Raw genomic sequence first — 21,720 nt, 5'->3', positions numbered from 1 at the left:
CCGTCGCCCGTACGGCGGAGGCGCTCTGCTACCCGGGCATGAACGTCAACCCCGGCTTGTACGCCGCCCTTTCCAGCCGCATACGGTGAGGTCCATGACGCAGGAGACGACAACCGACGACGTGGCCGGCCGCGTTCTCGACGACAGGCGCGGTCTGTCCGCCGCCGACGTCGCCGAACGCGTCGCGCGCGGTGCGGTGAACGACGTACCCGTACGCTCCAGCCGGTCCACCGGCGACATCGTCCGCTCCAACGTCTTCACGCGCTTCAACGCGATCATCGGCGTGCTGTTCGTCATCATCCTGGTGGTCGGCCCGATCCAGGACGGACTGTTCGGCTTCGTCATCATCGCCAACACGGGCATCGGCATCATCCAGGAGATGCGCGCGAAGCGGACCCTGGACCGGCTGGCGGTGATCGGCGAGGCCAAGCCGCGGGTGCGCCGCGACGGCGTGGCGGTCGGCGTCTCGTCGCACGAGATCGTCCTCGACGACATCATCGAGCTGGGCTCCGGCGACAAGGCGGTGGTCGACGGCATCGTCACCGAGGCGGCCGGGCTGGAGATCGACGAGTCGCTGCTGACCGGTGAGGCCGACCCGGTGCTCAAGCAGCCCGGGGACGCGGTGATGTCCGGCTCGTTCGTGGTGGCCGGGTCCGGCGCGTTCCGCGCCACCCGGGTCGGCAAGGACGCGTACGCCGCCCAGCTCATGGAGGAGGCGTCGCGCTTCACGCTCGTCGCGTCCGAACTGCGCGGCGGCATCAGCACCATCCTGAAGTACGTCACCTGGGTCCTGATCCCGGCCGCGATCGCCCTGGTCATCAGCCAGTACCGGATCAACGACGACGACATCCCCGAGGCGATCCGCCGCATGGTCGCGGGCGTCGTGCCGATGGTCCCCGAGGGCCTGGTGCTGCTGACCTCGCTCGCGTTCGCGGTCGGCGTCATCCGCCTCGGCCGCCGTCAGTGCCTCGTGCAGGAGCTTCCCGCGATCGAGGGCCTGGCCCGCGTCGACGTCGTGTGCCTGGACAAGACCGGCACGCTGACCGAGGGCGGCATGAACGTCACCGAGGTCCGCGCCCTGGACCCGGCACTGCCGGTACGCGAGGCGCTCGGCGCGCTCGGCACCACCGACCCGCGGCCCAACGCGAGCCTCCAGGCGATCATCGAGGAGTGCGACGCGCCCGCGGCGTGGACCGAGGACGCGACGATCCCGTTCTCCTCGGCCCGCAAGTACTCGGGCGCGACCTTCGTCGTCGACGGCGAGCGCCAGTCGTGGCTGCTGGGCGCGCCCGAGGTGCTGGCCCGGGCGGACGACCCGATCCTCGCCGAGGCGGAGGACCTGGGGTCGAACGGGCTGCGCGTCCTTCTGCTGGTGCGCACCGACGCCCCGGTCGAGGACCTGACCGCGCCGTACAACCCGCTGCACGGGCACCCCGCCGCGCTGGTCGTGCTGGAGCAGCGGCTGCGCCACGACGCGGCCGACACCCTCGCGTACTTCGCCGACCAGGGCGTGGCCACCAAGGTCATCTCCGGCGACAACGCCGTCTCGGTGGGCGCCGTCGCGGCCAAGCTGGGCATCCCCGGCGCCGAGCACCCGGTCGACGCGCGCACGCTGCCCGAGGACCGCGACGCGATGGCGGACATCCTCGAAAAGAACACGGTCTTCGGCCGCGTGACCCCGCAGCAGAAGCGCGACATGGTCGGCGCGCTCCAGTCGCGCGGCCACACGGTCGCGATGACCGGTGACGGCGTCAACGACGTACTGGCGCTCAAGGACGCCGACATCGGCGTCGCGATGGGCTCCGGCAGCGAGGCGGCGCGCGGCGTCGCGCAGATCGTGCTGCTCAACAACAGCTTCTCGTCGCTGCCGTCGGTCGTCGGCGAGGGCCGCCGCGTGATCGGCAACATCGAGCGCGTCTCGAACCTCTTCCTCACGAAGACGTCGTACGCGGTGCTGCTGGCGATCCTGGTCGTGATCGTCAACGTGCCGTACCCGTTCCTGCCGCGGCACCTCACACTGCTGGCCTGGTTCACGATCGGGACGCCGGCGTTCTTCCTGGCCCTCGCCCCCAACAAGGAGCGCGCGCGGCCGGGCTTCGTGAACCGCGTGCTGAGAACGGCGGGACCGGCCGGGTTCATCGCCGGTACGGCGTGCTTCACGTCGTACCTCATCGCGCGCGACTACTACGGCGGCTCGGAGGAGACCCGCAGCGCCGAGACGTCGATCGCGACCCTCACGCTGTTCCTGGTCGCGCTGTGGGTCCTGGCGATCATCGCCCGCCCGTACACCCTGTGGCGCGTCGGACTCGTCGTGACGATGGCCCTGGGCTTCGCGCTGGTGATCAGCGTGCCGGCCTTCCAGAAGTTCTTCGACCTGAAGCTCGTCGGCACCGAGATGCCGTGGACCGCCGTCGGCATCGCCGTCGTGGCGGCCGCGCTGATCGAGGTCGTCTGGCGCTGGATCGGCAAGCGCTGGCCTGCTGTCGAGGCCTGAGCAGACGACACCGCCCCGGCCCCCGCGGAAGCGCGGGGGCCGGGGCGGTGTCGTGTGCGCTCAGGCGCGCGGGGCGGGCTGGTAGAGCACGGCGGCCCAGCCGTCGGGGCCGACGACCTGGGCGCGGACCTCGTGCGGGCCCTGGACCGGCTCCCCGACCTTGAAGCCCGCGGCGCGCAGGGGCGCGAGCGCCGCGTCCAGATCCGCGACCTTGACCATGACCGAGGCTCCCTCGCCCTCGCGGTCGGTGCCGGACAGCGCGATGCGGTTGCCGTTCACATCGAACTGCGCCCAGCGGTCGCCGTCGACGAAGGTCGGCTCGGTGCCGAGCACCGCGCTCATGAACGCGACGGCGGCGGTCATGTCGGCGACGGGGAATGCGGCGGACAGGCCCTGGGCGGACATAACGACCTCCAGCGGGATACGCGGTCGGATGGTTGGCCGCCGAACGCGGCAGGCGCATTTCGGGGCACACGGCTGATCGGGATACGCCTGATGGTCTATCAGATTCCTTGGTGTGGCGGGCCGGTCGCGTGCGGTGACACCGGTCACGGGCCCGGCTCCCGACCGGCCGCGACAGGAGCGCGCAAATCTGTGCCGCGTCGCGGTGCCGCGCCTCGCTGGCCACGCGTCCGGTGGCTTAGTGTCGGCAGCGTGGACCCCACACAGCCGCCCCCGCCACCCGCCGGGCCACCAGCCGGGTCATCCGCAGCGCCGACTCCCGAGCCGACTCCGGAGCCGGCACCCGCTCCGACACCCGGCACGGCGCCCACATCGGCGCAGGGCACGACGCCCGCCCCGACGTCCGGCGACGCGCCCGCGTTCCCGCAGCACTGGGAGGCCGACGTCGTGCTGCGCGACGGCGCGACCGCGCATCTGCGGCCGGTCGGGCCGCACGACGCCGACCGCCTCGTCGAGTTCTACGCCCGTGTCTCCGACGAGTCGAAGTACCTGCGGTTCTTCACGCCGTACCCGCGCCTCTCCGCCCGTGATGTGCGGCACTTCACCACGCACGACTGGGTCGACCGCGTCGGGCTCGGCCTGTTCGTCGGCGACGCGCTGGTGGCGATCGTCCGGTACGACCGGATCGGACCCGACGGCCGAGCGGTCCGCACCGGCCCGCACGGCCGCTCCTCGACCGCCGAGGTCGCCTTTCTCGTGCAGGACGACCAGCAGGGGCGCGGCGTCGCCTCCGTCCTCCTGGAGCACATCGCGGCCGTCGCGCGCGAGCGCGGCATCCGCCGGTTCGTGGCCGACGTGCTGCCGTCCAACCGCCGCATGATGAAGGTCTTCACGGAGGCCGGGTACACGCAGCAGTCCGCGTTCGAGGACGGGGTCGTACGCCTCACGCTGGACCTGGCGCCGACCGACACCTCCACCGCCGTCATGCTGGCCCGCGAGCACCGCGCCGAGGCCCGGTCCACCGCCCGCCTGCTCAACCCGCGCTCGGTCGCCGTCGTCGGCGCGGGGCGGCACGAGGGCACGGTCGGCAACACCCTGCTGCGCAACCTGGCCGCGAGCGGCTTCGCCGGGCCGGTGTACGCCGTGAACCCGGCCGCCGGCGACCCGATCGAGGACTTCCCCGTCTACCGGACCGTCGTCGACATCCCCGGCGAGGTGGACCTCGCCATCGTGGCCGTCCCCGCGCGCGCCGTGCAGCAGGTTGTACAGGACTGCGGGCAGCACGGCGTGCGCGGCCTCGTCGTCGTGTCCTCCGGCTTCGCCGAGACCGGCGCCGAGGGCCGCGAGCGGCAGCGGCGCCTGGTGCGCACCGCCCGCAGCCACGGCATGCGCGTCATCGGCCCGAACTGCCTCGGCATCCTCAACACCGACCCCGAGGTGAGCGTCAACGCCAGCCTGTCGCCGCGCATGCCGCGCCGCGGCCGGGTGGGCATGTTCGCGCAGTCCGGCGCGCTCGGCATCGCGATCCTGGAGTCGACCGTCAACCGCGGCATCGGCCTGTCGACGTTCGTCTCCGCAGGCAACCGCGCCGACGTCTCCGGCAACGACCTGCTCCAGTACTGGGAGGACGACCCGGCCACCGACGTCGTCCTGCTGCACCTCGAATCACTCGGCAACCCGCGCAAGTTCACGCGCCTGGCCCGCCGCGTCGCGCGCCGCAAGCCGGTCGTCGTGGTCAAGAGCCTCCGGCACGCCGAAGGAGTCCCGCTGGGGCACGCGACGCGCGCGCTCAGCCTGCCCGACCAGGCCGTCGACTCGCTCTTCCGGCAGGCGGGCGTGATCCGGGTGCCCACGGTCGCGGAGATGTTCGACGTCGCGCAACTCCTCGCCTACCAGCCGTTGCCCGCGGGCGACCGCGTCGCCATCGTCGGCAACTCCGACTCGCTCGGCCTGCTGACCCAGGACGCCTGTACGAGCGCCGGGCTCGACCCTCTGCGCCCGGTCGACCTGACCACGTCGGCGACCGCCGAGGACTTCCGCAAGGCCCTCGGCGACGTGCTGGCCTCACCCGACTCGGACGCGGTGGTCGTGGTCTTCATTCCGCCGCTGACCACGTCCGGCCAGGAAGTCGCGTCCGTCATCGCGGAGATGGCCGCGCGGGCGGTGGCCGCGGGCAAGCCGTTGGTGGCGACGTACCTCGCGCACGAGGGGCTGCCCGACCAGTTGCGGCGGCTCGACCCCGACGGGGTGCCCGCGCAGGGCTCGGTCCCGTCGTACCCCGCACCCGAGAACGCCGTGCGCGCCCTCGCCGAGGTCGTCCGCTACGCCGCCTGGCGCCGCCGCCCGGTGGGCGAGGTCGCGGAGTTCGAGGACGTCGACGTGGACACCGCACGCGGACTGGTCCGGGCCCGCCTCGGCGCCGCCGACGCGGCCGGCCTCTCGCCCGCGGAGGCGGCCGAACTGCTCGGCTGCTACGGCATCCACCCGAGCCCCGCGGTCCGCGTCGACAGTGAGGACGCGACGGTCGCCGCCGCCGAGCAGATGGGCTATCCGGTCGTCCTCAAGACCATCGCCGAGCATCTGCGGCACCGCGTAGACCTCGACGGGGTACGCCTGGACCTCGGCACCGAGGTGGGCCTGCGCCGCGCGTTCCGCCGCATGTCCACGCGGCTCGGCGGGCCCGACCAGGCCCGCTTGGTGGTCCAGCGCATGGCGCCGCGCGGCGTCGCGACGACGGTCGGGCTCACGTACGACGAGTCCTTCGGCGCGCTCCTGCGCTTCGGGCTCGCGGGCCCCGCCTCGGAGTTGCTCGGCGACGTGGCCCACCGCGTGGTGCCCGCGACCGACCAGGATGTCGCCGACCTGGTCCGCGACATCCGGGCCGCGCCGGTGCTGTTCGGCTATCGCGGCGCGCCGCCCGTCGACGTCGCGGCGCTCGAGGAACTGCTGCTCCGGCTCTCGCAACTGGCCGAGGACCTGCCGCAGGTCACCTCGGTCGTCCTCGACCCCGTGGTGGTTACGGGGGAGGGGCTGACGGTGCTGGACGCGCGAATCCGCCTGTCGCGGCCGCCGCTGCGCACGGACCTCGGACCGCGCTCGATGCGCACTCCGCGCTGACCGAGCGGAAGCCGCGCGAGCCGAAACCGAGCCGAGCCGAAGCAGAGCCGGCCGACGTAGACCCGGGGTGAAGTGGAACCGGGTCGACGTTGAACCGGTCCGAAGTAGACCCGGGTCGAAGTAGAACCGGGTCGAAGTAGACCCGGGCTGAAGTGGACCCGGGCCGACGTAGGACTGGGGCCAACGTAGAACCGGGCTGAGGTAGAGCCGGGCCGAGGGGTCGCACACGCGAGCCGCGGCGGTACGTGCCCGTCTCCAGGCCATACCGCCGCCGGCCCGGCCGCCGCGGCGCCGATGCCACCCCGAGCCGTGGCACCCGCGCCGCCGCCGCGGCCTCCGGTCAAGCCCGTCGCCATGCCCCTCCGCGCACGCCCTCCACGTGGCGGCGCATCATGCCGACGGCCCGTCCGGACCGACCGCGCCCCCACCGGGTTTCCCCGATCCCACCGGTGCGGGTGCGGTGCCGCCCGAACTCCCGGCGCGGGAGCGCGGACGCTGTGCCGGACGGGCGGGGGCCACCGTGAACGGTGCGTCCCTGTCGCCCCGTCCGTCCTGCACATCGCCCAGTCAACCGGGTCGTGCCGGGCCAGGGGAGGGCGCGCGTGGGGCGCGCGGTTGCGCGAAGCCTGGCGTCCCCCGGGCGTGTGCCTCACCGTCACCCGTACGGGGACTATCGTGACATCGACAAAGAGTCATAGGAGGAGCACGGTCTGCTGCCGCGAGCGGTCGGGCCTATGTCGCCGGGAGCCCGGTGCGGCGTCGTGTGAAGGCCGCGCGGAGCCGACCGGAGCGGGCCCGGAGTACGCGTCGACCGTCAGGATGGCGCGCGGGGGCGCTCGGAGGTGCCAGGATGGGGGCATGGCGAAGACCACCACCTCGACCCAGGGCCTGCGTACGGCCATCGAGCGCAGCGGCTACTACCCGAGCCTCGTCGCCGACGCGGTCGAGTCCACGATCGGGACCGAGCAGGTCGACGCGTTCCTGGTGCACCAGGAGACCACGTTCGACTCCAACGAGGTCCGGCGGCACGTGACCGTCCTCGTCCTCACGCCCGGCCGCTTCCTGGTCAGCCACACCGACGAGCACGCCCCCGACGACACGTCCCCGACGCCGTACGCGACGACGTCCACCGAGACGGTGCGCATCGACCGCATCGAATCGGTGGTGGTCAGCCGTGTCGTCGGGAACCCCGCCGAGTACGTCCCGGGCGCACCCCCGCGCGAGGTCGTGCTGACCATCGGCTGGGGCGCGGTCGGCCGCATCGACCTGGAGCCGGCCGGCTGCGCGGACCCGAACTGCGACGTCGACCACGGCTACACCGGTGCGATGACCGCCGACGACCTGTCGCTGCGCGTCAGTGAGGCGGCCGACGGGCCGGACGCGGTCGAGCACACGCTCGCGTTCGCACGCAGACTGTCCGAGGCCATCGCCGGCTCCGGCCGGTGAGCGCCGCAGCCTGGGCTCCGGAACCGCCGCCAGTCCCCGTCCCGCGCTACGGCGCCGGGGCGCTCTCCGACCTGCTCCCATCTGTCGCGGCCGCCCTCGGGATGCCCGGCGAGCGCAACGTGCTGGGCCTTCGGGAGAGCGAGCGCGCCGTCGTGTTCCTCGTCGACGGCCTCGGCTGGGAGCTGCTCAAAGCGCATCCGGACTGGGCGCCCTTCCTCACCTCGCTGGTCCCCGGCGCGTGGGGCGGGCGCGGTGAGCCGCTGACCGCGGGCTTCCCGGCGACGACGGCGACGAGCCTCGCGTCCTTCGGTACGGGTCTGCCGCCCGGCGCGCACGGCCTGCTGGGCTACACCGTCGCGATCCCCGGCGACGCGCGGCTGATGAACCAACTGCGCTGGGATCCCTACGTGCCTCCGCGCGAATGGCAGCCGCACCCCCCGCTGATGGAGCGCGCCGCCGCGGCGGGCATCACCGTCGCCCAGGTCTCCGACCCGCTGTTCGAGCGCACCCCGCTGACCCAGGTGGCGTTGCAGGGCGGCACGTTCGTCGGCCTGGAGGGCGGGCTCCCGCGCGTGCACGGCGTGGTGGAGCAGTTGTCCCGGCCCGGGCCGGTGCTGGTCTACACGTACGTCAGCGACCTCGACAAGGCCGGGCACGTCAACGGCGTCGACTCCGACGCGTGGCGGATCGAACTGGCCCGCGTCGACGGCCTGGTCCGCGCGCTGGCCGAACAACTCCCGCCGGGCACCTCGCTCTACGTCACCGCGGACCACGGCATGATCGACGTGCCGACGGCCGACCGGATCGACGTCGACACCGACCCCGAGCTGTCGGCCGGAGTCGCGCTGCTCGGCGGCGAGGCCCGGGCCAGGCATGTGTACGCGGTCCCGGGCGCGGCATCCGACGTCCTCGCGATCTGGCAGGACGTGCTGGCCGACAGTTGCTGGGTGCTCTCCCGCGACCAGGCCGTCGATGCGGGCTGGTTCGGCGAGGTGGAGGACCGCGTCTACCACCGCATCGGCGACGTCGTCGCGGCGCCGTGGGCGGACGTCGCGATCATCGCCACCCGCCGCGAGCCCAACGAGTCGCGCATGGTCGGCCTGCACGGGTCCATGACCCCGGTCGAGCAACTGGTGCCGCTGCTCGAAGTGCACGCCTGACGCGCCCCGTTGCGCGCTCGGGGTCGGCCCTCCGGGCTGGATCCGGCAGTGCCCCTGTTGTCGCACGGCCGACTTGTGGTCGTCCCGGCCGCGGACCCTGGTTCGAGGCCCGCATACGAAAGGGCGCCCTTCCGGATCTCCGGGAGGGCGCCCCGCGTTGTGCGGCTGCCTGCTTCAGGCCTGCTTGCGCTTCTTCAGCAGGACCGAGGCCAGGCCCGCGATGACGGCGATCGGCAGGACTATCTTGAAGAGCTTGCCCATGGTGGTGAACCCCCTCGAATCGTCGGTGCCGGGCCGATGGCAGTGTGTGCCCGCGGCCGACCCCGCGCGTTTCCGGTGACGCGGGATCAACTCCCGGGCGGGCCCGACGGTTCCGACTCTATGCGATGCGGTTCGTCACGGTGCCTGTGCCTCGTCCATGTCCTCGGTCGAGGCGATCACGGAGAACGTCGCGCCGTGCGGGTCGCCGCAGGTGGCGTGGCGACCGTACGGCGAGTCCTGCGGCTCGCTCAGCACAGTGCCGCCCGCCCGGCGCACCTTGGCCACCGCGTCGTCGGCGTCCTCGACGCAGAAGGTCACGGCCCAGTGCGCGTGCACTTCGTCCGGCCAGTTCTCGTCCATGCCCATGACGCCGCCGGCGGGCCGTCCGTCCACGAGGAACGCGTGGTAGTCGAAGCCGTCCGCGCTCATGTCCTCGTAGTCGTAGCCGAACGCCGTCGCGTAGAACTGCCGTGCGGCCTTGCTGTCGCGCGTCATCAACTCGTTCCACACGATGCCGCCCGGCTCGTTCACGAGTTGGGCGCCGACGTGGGTGCCCGCCTGCCACAGGCCGACGACGGCGCCGGTCGGGTCCTCCAGCAGCGCCATGCGTCCTAGGTCGAGGACGTCGGTCACCGGGAAGACCTCGGTCGCCCCGGCGGCCTTCATCGCCAGGACGGCCGCGTGCGCGTCGGCGACCGCGAGGTAGGTCGTCCAGGCGACCGGCATCGCGGGATCGGGCAGCGCCATCATGCCGGCGACGCGTTTGCCGCGGACCGTGCAGTTTGTGTAGAAGCCCAGTTCCTCGGGGCCGATCTCGCCCTCCCAGCCCAGCACCGCGCCGTAGAAGTCCAGCGATGCCCGGAGGTCCGGCGAGCCCATGTCGGCCCAACACGGGACGCCCTGCTTGTAGGGGCTCGTCACTTCGGTCATCACTGCCTCCACGGCAAAGCCGCTCGGTTCATATGCGGGGATATCGGAAAGTCCGGAGAAATAGCGAGCTATCGGTTCGATGCTGGCACGGAGCGGGGGAGGTGTCGCGGGGAACACCCGAAGCGCCAGGGTGAACGCCGACACAGCGCCGGGACGCGCACGCCGGGCCCTCCGGCACGGCAGGATGCGGTGCGTGAACCCAGTCATCGACACCTCAGAACTCGCCGCGGCGCTGCGCTCCGCCGAGCCGCCGGTCCTGCTCGACGTCCGCTACCGGCTCGGCGGCCCGCACGGTCTGCCCGCGTACCGCGCGGGGCACCTGCCGGGCGCGCACTTCGCGGACATGGACGCCGAGCTGTCCGCGAAGCCGGGCGGCGACGAGCGCGGACGCCATCCGCTGCCGGACCCGGAGGACTTCGCGGCGGCGATGCGCCGGGCCGGGGTCTCGGCGGACCGCGACGTCGTGGCGTACGACGCCGCCGACGGCATCGCCGCGTCACGCGCGTGGTGGCTGCTGCGCTACTTCGGCCACGCGCGGGTGCGCGTGCTGGACGGCGGCTACGGCGCCTGGGTCGCGGCGGGCCTGCCGGTCGACGCGACCGACCCCGAGCCGGGCGCGGGGGACTTCACCCCGGTGCCGGGCGGCATGCCGGTGCTGGACGCCGACGAGGCCGCGCAACTCGCGCGCGACGGCGTCCTGATCGACGTACGCGCCGCGGAGCGGTTCCGCGGCGACACCGAGCCGGTCGACCCGGTGGCCGGACACATCCCGGGCGCGGTCAACGTGCCGGAGACGTCCGTGGCGGGCCCGGGCGGGCTGCTCCTCGGCGCCGATGTGCTGCGCGAGCGGTACGCGGCGCTCGGCGTCGTCCCCGGTGCCCGCGTCGGGGCGTACTGCGGCTCGGGCGTCACCGCCGCGCACGCGGTCATGGTGCTGGAGCGCTCCGGCGTCACCGCGGCGCTGTACGCCCCGTCGTGGAGCGGCTGGATCGCGGACCCGCGCCGCCCGGTCGCGGTGGACCCGGCGGGCTGAGGCACGGGCGCCGTGTCGGCCCGAGCGGTGTCCGGCGCGGCGCCGCGGTCGTCAGATCTGAGGACCCCACCGAGGACCTCGGATCGAGGATCTCGGATCGACGTCCGGTCGGATCGCGGTCCCTGCGGATCGCAGTCCGTCGGATCGCCGAGCTCAGACGGCAGGTTCGGTCAGATCGCGGTCCAGTGGGTCGCGTCGCGCCGTCCGGACGCCGTGTAGGCGACGAAGCCGATCAGGCCGGAGGGCAGATCGTCCATCGTGAAGCGGCCGAGGCCGTCGGTCAGCACGGTGCGGACCCCCTCCGAGTGCCGGACCTCCAGGCAGACCCGGCGCGGCACGGTGAGCTGGCCGAGGATGCGGCGCCGCGGGCCGAGCGGGTACACCTGAACCACCACGCTCAGCGTCGGTGCGTCGAAGGTCAGGACGTGGGGCGCCTCGCCGACCGCCCAGCGGGTCACGGCGAACGGCGGTGCGGCGGCGTGGCCTTGAGCGGGCGCGTGGTCGTGGTGCGCAGGAATTCGGCGAGCCAGGGGTCGACGGCGCCGAACAGCAGGCGGACCTCGGCGAGCAGTGCCCGCTCGTCCTGATGCGTGACCCGTTCCGACGTGCCAACGCTCATTTCCCACCGCCCCCCGTAGACAGGTACTGCGGAGCAACACTGAGCATCCTTGCCGACACACTAGGGCTCTGAAGCACAAATGAGGAAGTGATCAGCGAAGTCCGCCGGTCGGGCCCCGGTCGCGTGGGGTCAGTCGCGCTTCTTGCGGCGGCTGCCGAAAACGATCTCGTCCCAGCTCGGCACGGTCGCCCGGCGGCCGGGGCGGACCCCGTCGGCCTCGGCCTGGCGGTCGGTCGCGCCGATGAGCCGGTCGCGGTGCGGGCCGACGACGCGCGGCACGAGGACGTTCTCGTACGCCGAACCGGCCGACGGCGCGGCGGCGCCCCCGGCAGCCGCGGCCGCGGGGGCCTCGGGCTCCTCCTCGTCCGGCACGGGTGCGGGGACCGGGCGGGTGCGCTCGGCGCCGATCGCCGGCACGTCGATGCGCATCGGCTCGCGTACGGCCTCGCGCTGCGGGGCGGAGGACTCGCGGCCGAGACCGGGGACCGCGTCGAGCAGGCTGGTGATCGCGTCGTCGTCGGTGTTGCGCGGCAGCGAGGCCAGGCGCGGGCGGAACGGGAACGGCGCCTCGGCGCCCGCGGTCTGCTCGCCGACGAGCGAACGCGCCTCGTCGTCGTTCGTGGTGACGAGGCGTCGGGGCGGGTCGAAGCTCCAACTCGCGGAGTGCATCTCGCCGTCGGCGCGGTAGAGGAGGAGGATCTCCCAGCTTCCGTCGTCGCGCCGCCACGAGTCCCACTGGATGGACTCGGACTCGGCGCCGCGCAGGTGCAGGCGCTCGGTGACGATCTCGCCGAGCAGCGGTCCGGCGGTCTCGCCCTGGCGGCGGATCGGGGTCTTGCGGGCGCGCTCGGCCATGAACGCGCGCTCGGCGAGGACCGGGCCCTCGAACCTGCGCACGCGGTCGACGGGGATCCCGGCGAGCTGCGCGACCTCTTCGGCCGTCGCGCCCGCCCTTATGCGCGCCTGGATGTCGCGGGGGCGGAGTTGGCTCTCGACCTCGATCTCGATCTGGCCGAGGCGTGCGCGGTCGCCGCGGACGGCGGCGCGCAGCCGCTCGTCGATGGCAAGGCTGAACTCGGTACCGTCGGCAGCCTTCAGCACCAGCCGTGTGCCGTCGTTGCTGACGGCCACGACACGCAGTTCGGGCATGGGGACCTCCCGGGTGGTGCCTGCCGACGTCACCTGCGTCGTTGCTCCCGTTACGAGTGTGACTTGCCCAGTGGCGGCGTGCCACAACCTGACCGTTTTGTCCTGGCGTGTCGGATTTTCGTACCCGTCACACCGGTATGTCGTGGTGGCTCCTTAAGTGGAGATTCCGGAGAAATCAGCCAGGGCGATGCCTGATTTGCGGGTCTCCGATCACATTGCCGACCACGCAGTGCGGATCACATTACGGACCACACTGCGGATCACGGTGCGATCGGTCGCTTCCCCCCTCCACGCAGGTCGTTCCGGAACCTGGCGTGAACAGTACTCCATTCGGGGGCGAGGCCGGGCCGCACCGCGCCGTAACGACGCGTCCACATCCGGGCGAAAAATTTCGGCCGTCTTCGGTGAGGTTCCTCACAAGATCCCGGAGGGCGGAACGGCCTTGGGGCTCCCGGGGGTCCGAGAGGGAGGAAGTGTCCGTACTGGTCCGCTGACGTCCCTCTCGTTACTACTGATCACCTCTCATCCTTATCCGTCCGATCTGACGACCCGTCAGTCCGCCCGCTCCGCACCGGAACCGCGTGGTCCGGTAGCGGCTCCGACCGACCGTGTGCAAGGAACGTGATGCAGGAAAGGCCCGACAATGAACGCCGTCGGATCGAACTCAGCGTGGCCCAGGTGGTGGCGAGCGCCCTTGCCGCGGTCTCGTCCGCGTTCCTGCTCTCCGAGCTCGGGGCAGCGGGGACGGTGATCGGCGCGGCGATCGCGAGCGTGGTCGCGACCGTGGGCAGCGCGGTGTACGTCCACGTGTTCCGCCGTACGGGCGAGCAACTGCGCGACGTACGCACGTCCATGGGCCCCACGCCCCTTCCCGGCGCACCGGCCGCCACCCGGACGAGTGAACCCGATGTCGCCCGCGAACAGTCGCGGGCCCGAATCTGGTTGGTGCGCTCGGGCGTCGCGGCTGTCGCGGTCTTCGCCATCGCCATGGCGTCCATCACCGTGGTCGAACTCGGCATGGGCCGCTCGTTCGCGAGCCTGTTCGGCAACGGCGGCGGCAGTTCGACCATCGGAGACGTCACGGGCGGCGGTGGCCACAAGTCCACGCCGGAGCACCCGGACAACAAGGAGCTGGGGCGCACCCCCGACACCGACAAGGGCACGTCGCGGGACGACACCGGGGACACCCCGTCGGGCGCGCCGCAGTCGCCGACGCCCGGTGCGTCGCAGAGCACTCCGTCCGGCGGTCCGACCGAAGGCCCCGACCCGATGGGCAGCCCCAAGCCGTCCACGGGCTCGCCCGAGCCGACCGGCGGTCCCTCGTCCGGGACGCCGCCGACGGTCGCACCCCCGTCCGGCGGCGCGGCGAGCCCGTCCGCGGGCGGTGCGCAGACGGGCGCGGACCGGCAGGACGAGGCGACCGGCTCCGACGCAGGGGCCGCGCAATAGCCGACCCGCGCGGCTACTCGCCGAGCACGCGCCGCAGGTAGTCGTTGCCGAAGCGCCGGTCGGGGTCGACCCGGTCGCGCAGGGCGGCGAAGTCCTTGAAACGCGGGTACGCGTCCGCGAAGTACGCCGCGTCGCGTGTGTGCAGCTTGCCCCAGTGGGGGCGCCCCTGATGGGCCGTCATGATCTTCTCCACCGCCGAGAAGTAGCGCTCGTGCGGAGTGCCCCGGAACATGTGCACCGCGATATAGGCGGTGTCGCGGCCGTGCGCGGTGGACAGCCACATGTCGTCGCTCGGCGCGATGCGCACCTCGACCGGGAAGGACACGTACTCGTCGCCCTTGTTGACCAGCTCGTGCACTTCGCGGAGTGCCGCGGTCAGTGCCTCGCGGGGCAGCGCGTACTCCATCTCCACGAAGCGCACGCGCCGCGGGCTGGTGAAGACCTTGTAGGACGCGTCGGTGTAGGTGCGCGCCGAGAGGGCCTTGCTGGACACTTTCGCGATCGAGGGGATCGTCTTGGGGGCCGCCTTCCCGAGGCGGCATGCGAGGCCGAAGACGCCGTTGGAGAGGATCTCGTCGTCGAGCAGGAACTTGGCGCGCGAGAGCGGTTTGGCGGGGCCCGCGCTCCGGTTGTTGCGCTTGACGTTGCAACTGTCGGTGTGCGGGAACCAGTAGAACTCGAAGTGGTCGTTGTCGTCGCACAGTTCGTCGAACCGTCCGAGCACCTCGTCGAACGGCATCGGCTCCTCGCGCGCCTCCAGGAGGAACGCCGGCTCGACGGCGAAGGTGATCGCCGTGACGATGCCGAGCGCGCCGAGGCCGACGCGGGCGCCCGCGAACAACTCGGCGTTTTCGTCCGGCGAGCAGTTCACGATCTCGCCGTCGGCGAGCACCATCTCCAGGCCCTGGATCTGCCCCGCGAGCGCGCCCGACGCGCGTCCCGTGCCGTGCGTGCCCGTGGCGGTCGCGCCCGCGAGGCTCTGCACCGCGATGTCGCCCATGTTGGTCAGCGCGAGGCCGTGCTGCGCGAGGAGGTCGTTGAGGCGTTCGAGCCGCAGCCCCGAGCCCACCGTCACGGTGCCGCCCGCGGCGTCGACCTCGCGGACCTCGGTGAGCCCGTCGGGGCGCACCAGCACGCCGTCCGTGACCGCGACGGAGGTGAAGGAATGCCCTGCCCCGACCGCCTTGACCCGCAGGCCGTCCGACCCCGCCCGACGGACCAGCGAGGACACCTCCTCCGGGGACCGCGGCGTGGCCACGCGCCTGGGCTGGGCGGTCTGGTTCCCGGCCCAGTTCTTCCATGGCATCGGGGTCAAGCTGGTCAACGGTTCCTCCAAAGGTGCGGAGGCGGGCCGCCGGCCCCGACGGGCGTCCTGCGCGCGGCCTCCTGCGTGGGATGTCCGGACATTACCCGCCGGTCACCGGCGCCGGGAAGACCCGCGGACCCCCGGCGGACGGCCCGCGGGCCGCCGGTCCGGGTGCAGCGGGACGCGCGTCACACGCTTCGCGGCGACCGCACCGCGATGTTCTGCCCCGAGTGGCAGGATCGGCACATGCACGACGCCGCGCCCGGCAACGACGCCGGACCCTTCGACGCCCTGCTCATCCTGTCGTTCGGCGGCCCCGAGGGCCCCGACGAGGTCATCCCGTTCCTGGAGAACGTCACGCGCGGACGCGGCGTGCCGCCCGAACGCCTGGCCGAGGCCGGCGCGCACTATGCACGCTTCGGCGGAGTGAGCCCGATCAACGCGCAGAACCGCGAGCTGATCGCGGCGATCGAGAAGGAGTTCGCGGCCCGCGGGCCCGCGCTGCCGGTCTATTGGGGCAACCGCAATTGGCGTCCCTATCTGACGGACACCCTGCGGCAGATGGCCGACGACGGCGTGCGGCATGCGGCGGTGCTGGTGACCAGCGCGTACGCCTCCTACTCCGGGTGCGGGCAGTATCACGAGAACCTGTTGGCCGCCCAGGCCGAGGTCGGCGACGCGGCACCGCGTCTCGACAAACTGCGGCACTACTTCAACCATCCCGGCTTCGTCGAGCCCCTGGTGGACCACGTGGTGGCCGCGCGCGCCGAACTGCCGGAGTCCCTGCGCCCGGGCGCGCGCCTGGTGATGACCACCCATTCGATCCCGACCGCGACCGCCGAGACCTCGGGCCCCGGCGGCAACGCCTATGTGCGGCAGCACCAGGAGACGGCCCGCGTGGTGGCCGCCGGGGTGAAGAAGGCGCTCAAGTTCCCGCACGTGCCCTGGGACCTGGTCTTCCAGAGCCGCAGCGGGCCGCCGCAGGTGCCCTGGCTGGAGCCGGACGTCAACGACCACCTCGAACGCCTGTACGCCGACGGGGTCCGCGCCGCAGTGCTGGTGCCGATCGGCTTCGTGTCCGACCACATGGAGGTCGTCTACGACCTCGACGTGGAGGCGGCCGCGACCGCCGAGCGCCTCGGCATGCACGTCGTGCGGGCCGCGACGACCGGCAGCGACCCGAGGTTCGCCGCGGCGGTACGCGGCCTCGTGCTCGAACGGGCCGCGGTACTGCGCGGGGAGGATCCCGAGCGCGCCGCCCTGGGCACGATGGGCCCGGCCCACGACGTGTGCCCGCTCGGATGCTGCCCCGACCCGCGCGGCCGGGGCCAGGGCCTGCGCGGTGCGGCGCTGCACGGCGTCCGGCCCTGAGCTCGGGTGACGCGCCCGAGCGTGCCGTACGGGCGGCTGCCAGGATGGCCGGGTGACCACCGCAATCCACGGCGACACCGCCGACCTGCTGGAACTGGCCCTCGGCGCGGCACGGCTCGCGGGCGGGATGCTGCTCGCCGACCGGCCCGCCGACCTCGGCGTGGCGGCGACGAAGAGCAGCCCGACCGACGTCGTGACCGAGATGGACACGGCCGCCGAGAAACTGATCGTCGAGTACCTGCGCGCCCGGCGCCCGCACGACGGCTTCCTCGGTGAGGAGGGCGGCGGCGCGCGCGGCGAGAGTGGCATCCGGTGGGTCATCGACCCGATCGACGGCACCGTCAACTACCTGTACGGACTCCCGGCGTGGTGCGTGTCGATCGCCGCGGAGGACGCGGACGGCGCGGTCGTCGGCGTCGTCGAGGTGCCGACGCAGCGGGAGACCTTCCACGCGGTGCGCGGCGCGGGGGCGTTCCGCGACGGCACCGCGATCCGCGCGAACGAAGCGGTCCCGCTGTCCCGCGCGCTGGTCGCGACCGGGTTCGGCTACACGGTCGAGCGCCGCACCCGGCAGGCGGGCGTCCTCAACGCGCTGCTGCCGCGCGTGCGCGACATCCGCAGGTACGGTTCGGCGGCGATCGACCTGTGCGCGGTGGCGTGCGGCCGCGTGGACGCGTACTACGAGCGCGGCCTGAACCCGTGGGACGTCGCGGCGGGCGCGCTGATCGCCGCGGAGGCCGGCGCGCTTGTGGGCCTGCTGCGGCACGAGGCCGACGGTTCCAACCTCGCGGTCACCGCGCCGCCCGCCTTGTACGAGGAGCTCGTCGAGGCGCTGGACGGCCTCGGGGCCTGACGCGCGGCCGTTCGACAGGCGCGGACCGGCCAGGCGCGGACCGGCCTTCCCGGAAGAACAACAACCCCCGGCCGACGCGCGATTCGCGTCCGGCCGGGGGAGTGGTCACCCCGTTGGTTCCTTCGCTGGTTCGTCGGTGGGTCGGGCGGACCTCGGCGGGTCCTTCAGGCCGACTCGGGCAACACCTGCACGCCGTGGTCCGAGGCCATCCGTACCAGATCCTGCAACTCTTCCTGCTGAACTTCGACCAGGAAGTCGTCGCCCGAGTCGGAGGCCAGCTTCAGGGCCTGCTCTGTCTCGCGTATCCGACGAAGGACGTCGGCAGTGAACTCGTCCATCATTTGGGGGCCCCAAGAGACTCGAATGGTCGCCGGTTTCGGTTGTCCTACCCCTGGTTTTGCGCGTCGAAAACCGAGATGCCAGGTGGCAGTGTGACCCTCGTCGCATTGCCAGGCCGGGTGAAGCGGGCGCTTCACCCGGGAGGGAACAATCAGGGCGGCCCGTGCCCTTACCGACGCTTTACCGAGGCCCGGGGCAAGATGGAGTCACCGTCGGCGCCGTCCCTCGAGGCCGGGCGCACAGTCAAGCCGCGGACGGCGGCCGACGGTCCAAAATCTCTCGGCGGAGCGTGTCGGCGTATGCCGGTGCGCGCGACCGAGCAGCAGATGTGAGTCGGAAGGACATCCAGGGTGCGGGTTCTCGTCGTCGAGGACGAGCAGTTGCTGGCCGACGCGGTGGCGACGGGCCTGCGCCGAGAGGCGATGGCCGTCGACGTCGTGTACGACGGCGAGGCTGCGCTTGAGCGTGTCGCGGTCAACGATTACGACGTGGTCGTGCTGGACCGCGACCTCCCGCTGGTGCACGGCGACGACGTGTGCCGGGCGGTGATCGACACCGGGCTGCCCACCCGCATCCTGATGCTCACCGCGTCCGGCGACGTCAGCGACCGCGTCGAGGGCCTGGAGCTGGGCGCCGACGACTATCTGCCCAAGCCCTTCGCGTTCAGCGAACTGACGGCCCGGGTGCGGGCGTTGGGACGGCGTGCGGTCACCGCGCTGCCGCCGGTGCTGGAGCGCGCGGGGATCCGCCTCGACCCGAACCGCCGCGAGGTCACGCGGGACGGCAACGCGATCCACCTGTCGCCGAAGGAGTTCGCCGTCCTTGAGGTCCTGATGCGTGCCGACGGCTCCGTCGTGTCCGCCGAGCAGATGCTCGAAAAGGCCTGGGACGAGAACACCGACCCGTTCACCAACGTCGTCCGCGTCACCGTCATGACGCTGCGCCGCAAGCTCGGCGAGCCCCCCGTGATCATGACTGTGCCCGGCGCCGGGTACCGCATCGGCGATCCGGCGTGACCGGGCAGCCGCCGCAGGGTCCTCCGGATCCGGAGGGCGCGCCGCGGCGCCCGAGGCACCCGCCGCGTCCGGTACGCCCGCCGCACGTGCAGACCCAGGGACAGTCCCCGCCGCGTCCTCCGGCGCGGCCGCCGCAGGGGGCGCACCGGGCGCAGCAGCAGCGCCCGTCCCAGGAGCCGCAGGGCCCCGGGCAGCGGCTCGGGGCGTCCGAGCAGCCCTCGGGCCCGCCCGCAGGAGGCCGTGCGTCCGCGGGGGAGGAGCCGCCCGGCACGCCTCCCAAGCCCAGCCGGGCGCCGTCCGCGCGGCGGCTGATCCTCGGCGCCGATCCGGCCACCGGGTACTCCTCGCGGCTGAGCTATGCGCCCGACTGGCTGCGTCCGTCCATCCGGATGCGCCTGACCGCGCTGTACGGCGGCATGTTCCTGATCGCGGGCGTCCTCCTGCTGGGCAGCGTGTACCTGCTCGTCGGGCGCCGTCTGTCGGACCAGAAGCCGCCGGAGATCGAGTTCGCCACGGACGTGCGGATCTACGACCAACTCGGCCGCGAGATCTCGCCGCACGACTTCAACCAGGTGCTGGAGAACCGCCAGGGCAACCAGCGTGACCTGGTGCTGCACGCGCTGCTCCAGCAATCGCTGCTCGCGCTCGTGCTGCTGTCGGTCATCGCCTTCGGATTCGGCTATTTGATGGCCGGCCGCGTGCTGAGTCCGCTGGGCCGCATCACCGCCGCCGCGCGGTCGGTGGCCGGCACCGGCGGCTCCGGCCTGCACCGCCGCATCGACATGGACGGGCCGGACGACGAACTCAAGGAACTCGCCGACACGTTCGACGAGATGCTGGAACGCCTCGACCGGGCGTTCGACTCGCAGCGGAAGTTCGTGGCGAACGCCTCGCACGAGCTGCGCACGCCGCTGGCGATCAATCGCACGCTGCTGGAGGTCGCCTTGGGCGACCCGGCGATGTCGCCGGAACTGCGGGACCTGGGCGACAAGTTGCTGTCCACCAACGAGCGCAGCGAGCGCCTGATCGAGGGCCTGCTGCTGCTGGCCCGCAGCGAGAACGAACTCACCGACCGCAAGCCGGTCGACCTCGCCGAGGTCGCGGGCCGCACGTTCGAACAACTGGGCCCGGAGGCCGCGGAGCGCGGCGTCGAACTGCGCGGCGACTTCCAGGACGCGCAGGTGTCCGGCAACCTCGTGCTGCTGGAGCGCGTCGCCCTCAACCTCGCGCAGAACGCGGTCCGCTACAACGAGCCGGACGGGTGGGTGGAGATGTCCACGTCGTCCGTCAACGGGACGGCCCTGCTGACCGTGGCCAACAGCGGCCCGGTCATTCCCCCTGACAGCCTTGAAACACTTTTCGAGCCGTTCCGGCGCATGCGCGGCGACAGGACGGAAAGCGAGAAAGGTGTCGGACTGGGGCTTTCGATCGTACGTTCGGTCGTCCGGGCGCACGGCGGCTGGATCGAGGCCGAGCCGCGCGTCGAGGGCGGGCTGATCGTGCGCATCGGGTTCCCCGGCCCGGCGGTATGACCCGAACAACGTACTACGACGTACCTGAGCAGGCCGGTTGCTTGCAGGCCACCGGAGAACCTACGGTGTCGTAAGTTACGACATCGTAGGAACGCGTTGTGCGCCGGAGCGACGGCGGCCGACGCAGCCCTGTGCCCGTGTTGTCGAAAGCCGCTGCGTCCACATGCTGCGTATGCCCGCTGCACCCACGCTTTGGAGTTGCCGTGACCCTGATCGCCCCCGCACCGACCGGAATCGACCTGCTGCGTGAACTCGAACAGGTCGTGGCCGTCGAGATCGACCGCCATCTGGCGATCGCCAAGGAGTGGTTCCCGCACGAGTACGTCCCGTGGTCGCAGGGCCGCGACTTCGACGGCGTTCTCGGCGGCGACGCCTGGCGTCCCGAGGAGTCCGGGCTGACCGAGGTGGGGCGCATCTCGCTGACCCTCAACCTGCTCACCGAGGACAACCTGCCGAGTTACCACTTCGAGATCGCCAACATGTTCGGCCGCGACGGCGCGTGGGGTACGTGGGTGCACCGCTGGACGGCCGAGGAGGGCCGCCACGGCATCGCCATCCGCGACTACCTGATGGCCGCCCGCGCGGTCGACCCGGTGGCCCTCGAACGCTCCCGCATGGAGCACATGGAGGCGGGCTACGCGGGCGACCACATGGACAACCCGCTGCACGTCGTCGCGTACGTGACCTTCCAGGAGCTGGCCACGCGCGTCTCGCACCGCAACTCGGGCCGGGAGTGCGGCGATCCGCTCGCCGAGCAGCTTCTCGCCCGCATCGCGACCGACGAGAACCTGCACATGGTCTTCTACCGCAACTTGCTGAAGTCGGCCTTCGAGCTGGCCCCGGACGTCGCGATGCGCGCGGTGACCGACATGGTCACCGACTTCCGCATGCCCGGCCACGGCATCTCCGGCTTCGAGCGCGCGTCCCTCAAGATCGCCGTCGGCGGCGTCTACAACCTGCGCATCCACCACGACGACGTGCTCCAGCCGGTGCTGCGCAACCTCAAGGTCATGGAGCGCACGGACCTCGGCCCGGAGGGCGAGCAGGCGCGGGAGGAGTTGGCCGCGTTCCTGGCGATCCTGGAGACGAAGGCGGCGCAGTTCGACGAGCGCCTGGCGGCACGCCGCGCGCGGCAGGAGGCCCGGGCCTGACGTACGCGTGCCTGACGTACGCGTGCCTGACGTACGCGTGCCCGATGTATGCGTGCCCGATGAACGGCGCGTCTGGCGAACGTGTGTGTGAG

19 protein-coding genes are annotated in these 21,720 nt (G+C 72.3%); 11 read left to right on the top strand and 8 right to left on the bottom strand.

All coding sequences use genetic code 11. The features are described 5' to 3' along the window. The first annotated feature begins 94 nt into the window (after positions 1-94). On the top strand, positions 95-2,494 hold the full coding sequence (locus tag ACRX5S_RS34540; RefSeq protein WP_436777153.1) for an HAD-IC family P-type ATPase: 2,400 nt from the start codon (positions 95-97) through the stop codon (positions 2,492-2,494). A 60-nt stretch (positions 2,495-2,554) separates the two neighbouring features. Here ACRX5S_RS34540 and ACRX5S_RS34535 read toward each other — a convergent pair whose 3' ends face one another. Continuing rightward, entirely contained in the window at positions 2,555-2,899 is a 345-nt protein-coding gene (locus ACRX5S_RS34535) for a VOC family protein (protein WP_436777152.1), read from the bottom strand. Between the two features lie 444 nt (positions 2,900-3,343). Here ACRX5S_RS34535 and ACRX5S_RS34530 point away from each other — a divergent pair, with 444 nt between their 5' ends. The 3 genes from ACRX5S_RS34530 (at position 3,344) to ACRX5S_RS34520 (ending at position 8,619) form a co-directional block, all read left to right on the top strand. Continuing rightward, positions 3,344-6,013 (top strand): bifunctional acetate--CoA ligase family protein/GNAT family N-acetyltransferase, encoded by a 2,670-nt coding sequence (locus ACRX5S_RS34530; RefSeq protein WP_436777193.1) that lies wholly within the window; start codon positions 3,344-3,346, stop codon positions 6,011-6,013. A gap of 858 nt (positions 6,014-6,871) precedes the next feature. Beyond that, positions 6,872-7,459, top strand: a complete 588-nt coding sequence (locus ACRX5S_RS34525; RefSeq protein WP_358354178.1) for a DUF5998 family protein — start codon at positions 6,872-6,874, stop codon at positions 7,457-7,459. After that, positions 7,456-8,619, top strand: coding sequence for an alkaline phosphatase family protein (locus ACRX5S_RS34520; protein ID WP_436777151.1), 1,164 nt, complete (start codon positions 7,456-7,458; stop codon positions 8,617-8,619). The genes ACRX5S_RS34525 and ACRX5S_RS34520 overlap by 4 nt, the downstream gene beginning before the upstream one ends. A gap of 174 nt (positions 8,620-8,793) precedes the next feature. Here the strand turns inward: ACRX5S_RS34520 and ACRX5S_RS34515 are convergent, their stop codons facing one another. Together ACRX5S_RS34515 and ACRX5S_RS34510 are read right to left on the bottom strand one after the other, a co-directional pair. Continuing rightward, positions 8,794-8,970, bottom strand: coding sequence for a hypothetical protein (locus ACRX5S_RS34515; protein ID WP_436777150.1), 177 nt, complete (start codon positions 8,968-8,970; stop codon positions 8,794-8,796). 45 nt (positions 8,971-9,015) lie between these two features. After that, positions 9,016-9,810, bottom strand: coding sequence for a VOC family protein (locus tag ACRX5S_RS34510; RefSeq protein ID WP_436777149.1), 795 nt, complete (start codon positions 9,808-9,810; stop codon positions 9,016-9,018). Positions 9,811-9,994: 184 nt separating this feature from the next. Here ACRX5S_RS34510 and ACRX5S_RS34505 point away from each other — a divergent pair, with 184 nt between their 5' ends. Beyond that, positions 9,995-10,843 (top strand): sulfurtransferase, encoded by an 849-nt coding sequence (locus ACRX5S_RS34505; protein WP_436777148.1) that lies wholly within the window; start codon positions 9,995-9,997, stop codon positions 10,841-10,843. A 170-nt stretch (positions 10,844-11,013) separates the two neighbouring features. On the opposite strand, the gene ACRX5S_RS34500 is transcribed toward ACRX5S_RS34505, so the two are convergent. The 3 genes from ACRX5S_RS34500 to sepH form a co-directional block, all read right to left on the bottom strand. Continuing rightward, positions 11,014-11,301, bottom strand: coding sequence for a hypothetical protein (locus ACRX5S_RS34500; protein WP_436777147.1), 288 nt, complete (start codon positions 11,299-11,301; stop codon positions 11,014-11,016). Continuing rightward, entirely contained in the window at positions 11,298-11,462 is a 165-nt protein-coding gene (locus tag ACRX5S_RS34495) for a hypothetical protein (RefSeq protein WP_436777146.1), read from the bottom strand. The genes ACRX5S_RS34500 and ACRX5S_RS34495 overlap by 4 nt, the downstream gene beginning before the upstream one ends. Before the next feature lie 129 nt (positions 11,463-11,591). After that, positions 11,592-12,644, bottom strand: coding sequence for a septation protein SepH (gene sepH / locus ACRX5S_RS34490; protein WP_436777145.1), 1,053 nt, complete (start codon positions 12,642-12,644; stop codon positions 11,592-11,594). A gap of 591 nt (positions 12,645-13,235) precedes the next feature. Between sepH and ACRX5S_RS34485 the strand changes: the two genes are divergently transcribed. Next, positions 13,236-14,060: a hypothetical protein gene (locus ACRX5S_RS34485; RefSeq protein ID WP_436777144.1), complete on the top strand. Its 825-nt coding sequence runs from the start codon at positions 13,236-13,238 to the stop codon at positions 14,058-14,060. 13 nt (positions 14,061-14,073) lie between these two features. Here ACRX5S_RS34485 and ACRX5S_RS34480 read toward each other — a convergent pair whose 3' ends face one another. Next, entirely contained in the window at positions 14,074-15,366 is a 1,293-nt protein-coding gene (locus ACRX5S_RS34480; RefSeq protein ID WP_436777192.1) for a D-arabinono-1,4-lactone oxidase, read from the bottom strand. A 246-nt stretch (positions 15,367-15,612) separates the two neighbouring features. On the opposite strand from ACRX5S_RS34480, the gene ACRX5S_RS34475 reads away from it, so the two are divergent. Together ACRX5S_RS34475 and ACRX5S_RS34470 are read left to right on the top strand one after the other, a co-directional pair. Continuing rightward, the gene (locus ACRX5S_RS34475; protein WP_436777143.1) at positions 15,613-16,737 is read left to right on the top strand and encodes a ferrochelatase; all 1,125 of its coding nucleotides are present in this window, start codon (positions 15,613-15,615) and stop codon (positions 16,735-16,737) included. A gap of 52 nt (positions 16,738-16,789) precedes the next feature. Next, positions 16,790-17,590, top strand: a complete 801-nt coding sequence (locus tag ACRX5S_RS34470) for an inositol monophosphatase family protein (RefSeq protein WP_436777142.1) — start codon at positions 16,790-16,792, stop codon at positions 17,588-17,590. A 164-nt stretch (positions 17,591-17,754) separates the two neighbouring features. On the opposite strand, the gene ACRX5S_RS34465 is transcribed toward ACRX5S_RS34470, so the two are convergent. Then, positions 17,755-17,931 (bottom strand): hypothetical protein, encoded by a 177-nt coding sequence (locus tag ACRX5S_RS34465; RefSeq protein WP_436777195.1) that lies wholly within the window; start codon positions 17,929-17,931, stop codon positions 17,755-17,757. A gap of 348 nt (positions 17,932-18,279) precedes the next feature. Here ACRX5S_RS34465 and ACRX5S_RS34460 point away from each other — a divergent pair, with 348 nt between their 5' ends. The 3 genes from ACRX5S_RS34460 (at position 18,280) to ACRX5S_RS34450 (ending at position 21,628) form a co-directional block, all read left to right on the top strand. Next, entirely contained in the window at positions 18,280-18,945 is a 666-nt protein-coding gene (locus ACRX5S_RS34460) for a response regulator transcription factor (RefSeq protein WP_358354198.1), read from the top strand. 308 nt (positions 18,946-19,253) lie between these two features. Beyond that, positions 19,254-20,477, top strand: coding sequence for a sensor histidine kinase (locus ACRX5S_RS34455; protein WP_436777191.1), 1,224 nt, complete (start codon positions 19,254-19,256; stop codon positions 20,475-20,477). Between the two features lie 203 nt (positions 20,478-20,680). After that, positions 20,681-21,628 (top strand): acyl-ACP desaturase, encoded by a 948-nt coding sequence (locus ACRX5S_RS34450; protein WP_436777141.1) that lies wholly within the window; start codon positions 20,681-20,683, stop codon positions 21,626-21,628. Positions 21,629-21,720 lie beyond the last annotated feature (92 nt).

This window comes from Yinghuangia sp. YIM S09857 (assembly GCF_051388915.1).
Classification (GTDB): domain Bacteria; phylum Actinomycetota; class Actinomycetes; order Streptomycetales; family Streptomycetaceae; genus Yinghuangia.
Note: the sequence above shows the minus strand (reverse complement) of the source record. Positions and strands in the feature narration are given on the sequence as shown.

Excerpts from the sequence above, each read along its gene's own strand:
- ACRX5S_RS34540 (WP_436777153.1), top strand. The coding sequence starts at position 95 with ATGACGCAGGAGACGACAACCGACGACGTGGCCGGCCGCGTTCTCGAC.
- ACRX5S_RS34535 (WP_436777152.1), bottom strand. The coding sequence starts at position 2,899 with ATGTCCGCCCAGGGCCTGTCCGCCGCATTCCCCGTCGCCGACATGACC.
- ACRX5S_RS34525 (WP_358354178.1), top strand. The coding sequence starts at position 6,872 with ATGGCGAAGACCACCACCTCGACCCAGGGCCTGCGTACGGCCATCGAG.
- ACRX5S_RS34510 (WP_436777149.1), bottom strand. The coding sequence starts at position 9,810 with ATGACCGAAGTGACGAGCCCCTACAAGCAGGGCGTCCCGTGTTGGGCC.
- ACRX5S_RS34505 (WP_436777148.1), top strand. The coding sequence starts at position 9,995 with ATGCGGTGCGTGAACCCAGTCATCGACACCTCAGAACTCGCCGCGGCG.
- ACRX5S_RS34495 (WP_436777146.1), bottom strand. The coding sequence starts at position 11,462 with ATGAGCGTTGGCACGTCGGAACGGGTCACGCATCAGGACGAGCGGGCA.
- ACRX5S_RS34485 (WP_436777144.1), top strand. The coding sequence starts at position 13,236 with ATGCAGGAAAGGCCCGACAATGAACGCCGTCGGATCGAACTCAGCGTG.
- ACRX5S_RS34480 (WP_436777192.1), bottom strand. The coding sequence starts at position 15,366 with ATGCCATGGAAGAACTGGGCCGGGAACCAGACCGCCCAGCCCAGGCGC.
- ACRX5S_RS34475 (WP_436777143.1), top strand. The coding sequence starts at position 15,613 with ATGCACGACGCCGCGCCCGGCAACGACGCCGGACCCTTCGACGCCCTG.
- ACRX5S_RS34465 (WP_436777195.1), bottom strand. The coding sequence starts at position 17,931 with ATGATGGACGAGTTCACTGCCGACGTCCTTCGTCGGATACGCGAGACA.